The organism is Pseudomonas sp. R62, from assembly GCF_000257605.1.
GTDB lineage: Bacteria > Pseudomonadota > Gammaproteobacteria > Pseudomonadales > Pseudomonadaceae > Aquipseudomonas > Aquipseudomonas atacamensis.
The window spans coordinates 787,917-792,806 of sequence record NZ_JH635998.1 but is presented as its reverse complement, the minus strand read 5'-3'; the positions used below and the strand labels follow the sequence as shown (position 1 = coordinate 792,806).

Genomic DNA, 4,890 nt, shown 5'->3' with positions numbered 1-4,890 from the left:
GCGACGAGCAGGGCCAGATCTACATCGGTGCGGTGAACTGGGCGCTGATGGTCGGCGTGGTCCTGCTGGTGCTGGGCTTCGAATCCTCCGGTGCACTGGCCTCGGCCTACGGCGTGGCAGTGACTGGCACGATGCTGATGACCACCATTCTGGTGTCCGCCGTGATGCTGCTGCTGTGGAAATGGCCACCGATCCTCGCGGTGCCGGTGTTGCTTGGCTTCCTGCTGGTGGATGGCCTGTACTTCGCTGCCAACGTGCCGAAGATCGTTCAGGGTGGCGCGTTCCCGGTGATCGCCGGTATCGCCCTGTTCGTGCTGATGACCACCTGGAAGCGCGGCAAACAACTGCTGGTCGAACGCCTCGACGAAGGCGCGCTGCCGTTGCCGATCTTCATCAGCAGCATCCGCGTGCAACCGCCGCATCGCGTGCAGGGCACCGCCGTGTTCCTCACCGCCCGCTCCGACGCCGTGCCCCACGCGCTGCTGCACAACCTGCTGCACAACCAGGTGCTGCATGAGCAAGTGGTGTTGCTGACGGTGGTCTACGAAGATATCCCCCGTGTGCCGCCATCGCGGCGCTTCGAGGTCGAAGCGCACGGAGAGGGTTTCTTCCGGGTGATCCTGCACTTCGGCTTCACCGACGAGCCGGACGTGCCGCAAGCGTTGAAGCTGTGTCATCTGGATGATCTGGACTTCAGCCCGATGCGCACGACCTACTTCCTCAGTCGCGAGACGGTAATTGCCTCGAAACTCGAGGGGATGGCGCGTTGGCGTGAGGCGCTGTTTGCGTTCATGTTGAAGAATGCCAATGGCAATTTGCGGTTCTTCAATCTGCCGTTGAACCGAGTGATCGAGTTGGGGACGCAGGTGGAGATGTAAGCCTCGCTTCAACTGAAAAGCCCCCGTCAGCTTCAAGGCTGGCGGGGGCTTTTTTGTGCCCGCACATAAACCTCGAACCCACGCAAATCCCCTGTGGGAGCGAGCTTGCTCGCGAAGGCGTAGTGTCAGTCGACAATCTGTTTAACTGACCCTCCGCATTCGCGAGCAAGCTCGCTCCCACAAGGGTTCTGTGGTGTTAGTGGCTTTCAGGCAATTCTTCTTCAGATTCGGTCTTTGTGCGAGCAGGTCGCGGCATCAGCGCTTGAATCACATCATCAATCAAGGCTTTGCCCATCACCGTCAGATAATGCGCCGCCCAGGCATGGCGGTCGGTGTCTCTGATGAAGGCAGCGTCCTCGGCGAAGGATTTGGCGAGGGACAGCAGGTCGGAGGATTGGGACAAGGCATCGATGATCGGGATGCCGGCGCGGACGTTGAAGAACGCTCGATCCGAGTTGTAGAGGAAAGGGGGGAAGCCGATGGTTTTAGCGTTTGCAAGTCCGTGCAGATCAGTTTCGGTCATCGTGTTACTCCTTGGTTCGAAGTGCCGCGACTTTCGTTACCACGCGAAAGGGAGGCAACTGTACGCAGGGTGGTAAACCGGGAACCAAGGAAACCGGCACGCCCGAAAGCGTCCCACGCACAGCCGCCATAACTTGAGGAGCGCGCTGTTGCGATGGTTTCTCCGGGTTACCACACCCGATCGCTGAATGGGTCAGCAACGTCCGGAGAGTATCCCGTCGAAAAACAGCGCAATAGAGCGGCAAAGCGCCCGAATACGAGATTCGGAGTTTGCCTACAAGGTCTGTGGGCGTCATCTGATATTGCGAGACTGGAAGTAAACGATACTAAACGTCACGCACGAAGCGACGTGTGCACAGCATTCAGGTTCGTATGACGGCATCAGCGGAACAAGAAGTACAGGATGAACCAGAGGAGCTTCGGATCGAAAAGGAGGCCAGTGAACGATTGCTCATCTTTGATTTGGTCCGCGCAATCAGCCATGACGATATGAGGGCAAGGTATGCAGCGATTAGTGATCGACCAAAGGGCTTGACGACCCGGCCTCGGCAGTGAGACAAGTGTCCACGTTTTATGGAATGTGGACACTCGAGGTTTTGAGCTAAATGAAGAGTCAAGACATTTTACTTTTGTTCAAGATGGCCAGTCTCCACGCTCAGGAAGAGAACCTTTTGGGGGAGATGGAGGCCGAATCGAATTCGGACAGGGTCGAAGAGCTGCTCAGGCCTTATGTCGTCAGCCCGATGACCGCAGGGGAGAGTGTGGGGAAGCCATTGGTCACCTACTCCACTGATGGGGAAGACACAATCTTCCAACACCGCGAACTCGATTCGCCTTTCGCTGATGGGCCAGGCTGGGAGGGTTGGGCGGAACCAGCATCTGATCCACCGCTGACAAGTTGGAGCGATCGGTACTCTCTGCGTGCGCTGTCTGCCTCTCTCGGACTGAGCAAAAGCGAAGTCTCAAATGCTCTCGCCCGATGCCGGGAATCCGGATTGCTCATCCATGACTACGACACCGGGCTTGCCAAAGTGCACCGCCGGGAACTGCTGAAAATTACCGAGTACGCGCTGAAGTACTTCTTCCCGGTCAAGCCTGGCGCGATGGTTCGTGGCATACCCACAGGCTTTGCGGCGCCTGCGCTGTCCAAAAGCATCAAGAGTGCGGGTGGTTTGATTCCGGTCTGGCCGGATGCGCAGGGAACCGAGCGAGGCCAAGCGATAGAGCCGCTTTACAAAACAGTGCCGGAAGCGGTGAAAAAAGACCGGATCCTTTACCACTATCTGGCGCTCGCTGATGCAATCCGTCTGGGTGGTCCGCGTGAGTGTGGTGTGGCAATCAGTATTCTGAAGGCAGGGATGGGGCTTAAATAACATGTCGTCAAACGCGGATCACAACTACGAACTTATTGAGTTCGTGGCTGAAGGCTTGGGCGAGGCGTTTCTCGCCGAAGTTGCTTTTGTTGGCGGTTGCACAACTTCCATGCTGGTTACAGATACAGCCGTGCTGGACGACATTCGTTTCACTGATGACGTTGATTTAGTGATCGAGTTGGCCGGTATCAGCGCCTGGAACCAACTCACTGAGCGGCTGGCTGCCAAGGGATTCAAGATCACCGGTGAGGACGAGGTCAATTGTCGTTTTCGCTTCAATGACGTTGTTGTGGATGTCATGCCTTCCGACCCTGCAGTACTCGGCTATGCCAACCGCTGGTTCGTCGAGGGGCTGGCGAGTGCGGATAAATTCACCTTGCCCAGCGGCACTGTCATCCAGATATTCCAGCCCACGTATTTTCTCGCGACGAAACTGGAAGCTTTCGCCGGTCGGGGAAATGGTGATCCTTATCACAAGGATGTCGAGGACATGATCATCTTGATCGATGGTCGGCCTGAGCTGTTGGAGGAGGTGGGCCAGGCCGACAGCGACCTTAAGGCGTTCGTCACAGATGGAATCCGCAAACTGATGGCGCTCGACGGGGTTGGCTATGTGATCGAAAGTTCAGGCTCGGTGCAGGCGAATCCAGGCAGAGGGCAGATTATTCACAGGCGTATGAAAGCGCTGGCCAGCGCATGAGATACCTCTCCCGATCAATCACTGGGCAAGCCAGCAGAGCAAATAATGACTATGCCGGAGCTACCTGTGAGGGTGACCGTGGTTTTTTTGTTGTCGCGGATGGCACTTCAAGGCGCGGCAGTGGACAGCTGGCTGAATGCTTCGTAAGCGGCATGTTGGCGGCTGATTCCACACAGTTGGAGCAGGGGGGCTATGCTGCAGAACCCGGAGCTATCGAGCGTCTATTGGGTTCAATACTGTCGGATTTTCATGCGTCGTTGCCTGCTGATCAGACGGGAGCCATCTGTTACCTGATTGGCTTGGTCGCTCATGGCCGACTCACCGTTGCATACGAAGGTGACTGTTCATGCGGGATTGTGACGCTGTTGGGAGCCATCGAGTGGATTACGCCTCCTCACTGCAAGGCCAATTGGCGGCGCGACCGTTCGCACTGTGAGTTGGCGCAAGATCCAGCTCGAAATTCAGTAACGCGATGCTTGAAGATCAATCGGGTTCCGAACCCTGACTTTGTTTGGTGTGAACTGGAGGCTGTTGAGCGCTTGGTATTTGTCACTGATGGCTTTTGGGCGGACTTGACGCAAGTCCAGCAAAGCATTTTGTTGGCGGCGCCGGATAGCGACTTTAGCGTTGGCGACGATGATGTCACGTGGATAGATGTTCAGCTTGGCCGGCGGGACTGACGAGTTGTCTGAGTCCGGCACAATACCCTGTGGGAGCGCGAAGACGTAGTGTCAGTCGACGAATCTGTAAACTGACCCACCGCATTCGCGAGCAAGCTCGCTCCCACAGGGATTTTGGTGGCTGCTGGAATGTAAAAAGCCCCCGCAACTGTGAAGTTGCGGGGGCTTTTCTTGGTGCGCTTCAGATCACTCTTCAGCCACCGAATCCTTGCTCTGGCGCTTCTGAATCAGCTCCACCAAGCGCTTGGCCAGCGCTGGATAGTTTTCATCAAAGTGATGCCCGCCGGGCAGTTTCACCGCTTCGCCGACAGCAGTCTTGTCGGTGCAGCCACTCTCATCGGTCTCTTCTTCACCATAGATGCACACAACCTTGGCCGCTGGCAGCTTGGCCATTTCCGGGCCGGTGGCGGCTTCTTTGCCGGCGTTACCCAACCAGCCTTCGACTTCGATTTCAAAGCTGCCGGTGCGGGCGAAGGCGAGCAGGATGATCGCGTCGACGCGTTGCTGTTCGTTCTCTGGCAGGCGGTTGTAGATCGCCGGGAGGACGTCAGCGCCGAACGAGTAGCCGGTGAGGATGAAGCGCTTGGTGCCCCATTTCTGCCGGTAGTGCTGCATCAGCTCGGTGAGATCCAGTGCACTCTGCTCCGGGCTCTTGTGTTGCCAGTAGTAGCGCAGGGTGTCGATGCCGACCACCGGGTAGCCGATCTTGGCCATTTCCCCGGCCACGTCGCGGTCGA

General features: G+C 57.1%; 6 protein-coding genes. 4 read left to right on the top strand and 2 right to left on the bottom strand.

Annotated features, from left to right (window positions below; genetic code table 11):
* On the top strand, nucleotides 1-878 hold an 878-nt coding region (locus tag OQK_RS05035), incomplete at its 5' end, for a KUP/HAK/KT family potassium transporter (RefSeq protein WP_016771403.1).
* Nucleotides 879-1,074: 196 nt separating this feature from the next.
* Here the strand turns inward: OQK_RS05035 and OQK_RS05030 are convergent.
* Nucleotides 1,075-1,401 carry a DUF3077 domain-containing protein gene (locus tag OQK_RS05030; RefSeq protein WP_016771402.1) on the bottom strand — a complete coding sequence of 109 codons (327 nt, stop codon included), beginning with the start codon at nucleotides 1,399-1,401 and terminating at the stop codon, nucleotides 1,075-1,077.
* Between the two features lie 604 nt (nucleotides 1,402-2,005).
* Here OQK_RS05030 and OQK_RS05025 point away from each other — a divergent pair.
* From OQK_RS05025 to OQK_RS05015, 3 genes are read left to right on the top strand one after another with little or no spacing between them, the layout of a single operon-like run.
* Nucleotides 2,006-2,773: a hypothetical protein gene (locus tag OQK_RS05025; protein WP_016771400.1), complete on the top strand. Its 768-nt coding sequence runs from the start codon at nucleotides 2,006-2,008 to the stop codon at nucleotides 2,771-2,773.
* 1 nt (nucleotide 2,774) lies between these two features.
* Nucleotides 2,775-3,473: a hypothetical protein gene (locus tag OQK_RS05020; RefSeq protein ID WP_016771399.1), complete on the top strand. Its 699-nt coding sequence runs from the start codon at nucleotides 2,775-2,777 to the stop codon at nucleotides 3,471-3,473.
* A complete protein-coding gene (locus OQK_RS05015; RefSeq protein WP_038860584.1) occupies nucleotides 3,470-4,153 on the top strand; it encodes a serine/threonine protein phosphatase in 684 nt (227 codons plus the stop codon). The genes OQK_RS05020 and OQK_RS05015 overlap by 4 nt, the downstream gene beginning before the upstream one ends.
* Before the next feature lie 186 nt (nucleotides 4,154-4,339).
* On the opposite strand, the gene OQK_RS05010 is transcribed toward OQK_RS05015, so the two are convergent.
* A partial coding sequence (locus OQK_RS05010) for an AcvB/VirJ family lysyl-phosphatidylglycerol hydrolase (protein ID WP_016771397.1) occupies nucleotides 4,340-4,890 on the bottom strand: 551 nt, incomplete at its 5' end.

Coding starts and splice junctions, on each gene's coding strand:
- OQK_RS05030 (WP_016771402.1), bottom strand. CDS start 1,401: ATGACCGAAACTGATCTGCACGGACTTGCAAACGCTAAAACCATCGGC.
- OQK_RS05025 (WP_016771400.1), top strand. CDS start 2,006: ATGAAGAGTCAAGACATTTTACTTTTGTTCAAGATGGCCAGTCTCCAC.
- OQK_RS05020 (WP_016771399.1), top strand. CDS start 2,775: ATGTCGTCAAACGCGGATCACAACTACGAACTTATTGAGTTCGTGGCT.
- OQK_RS05015 (WP_038860584.1), top strand. CDS start 3,470: ATGAGATACCTCTCCCGATCAATCACTGGGCAAGCCAGCAGAGCAAAT.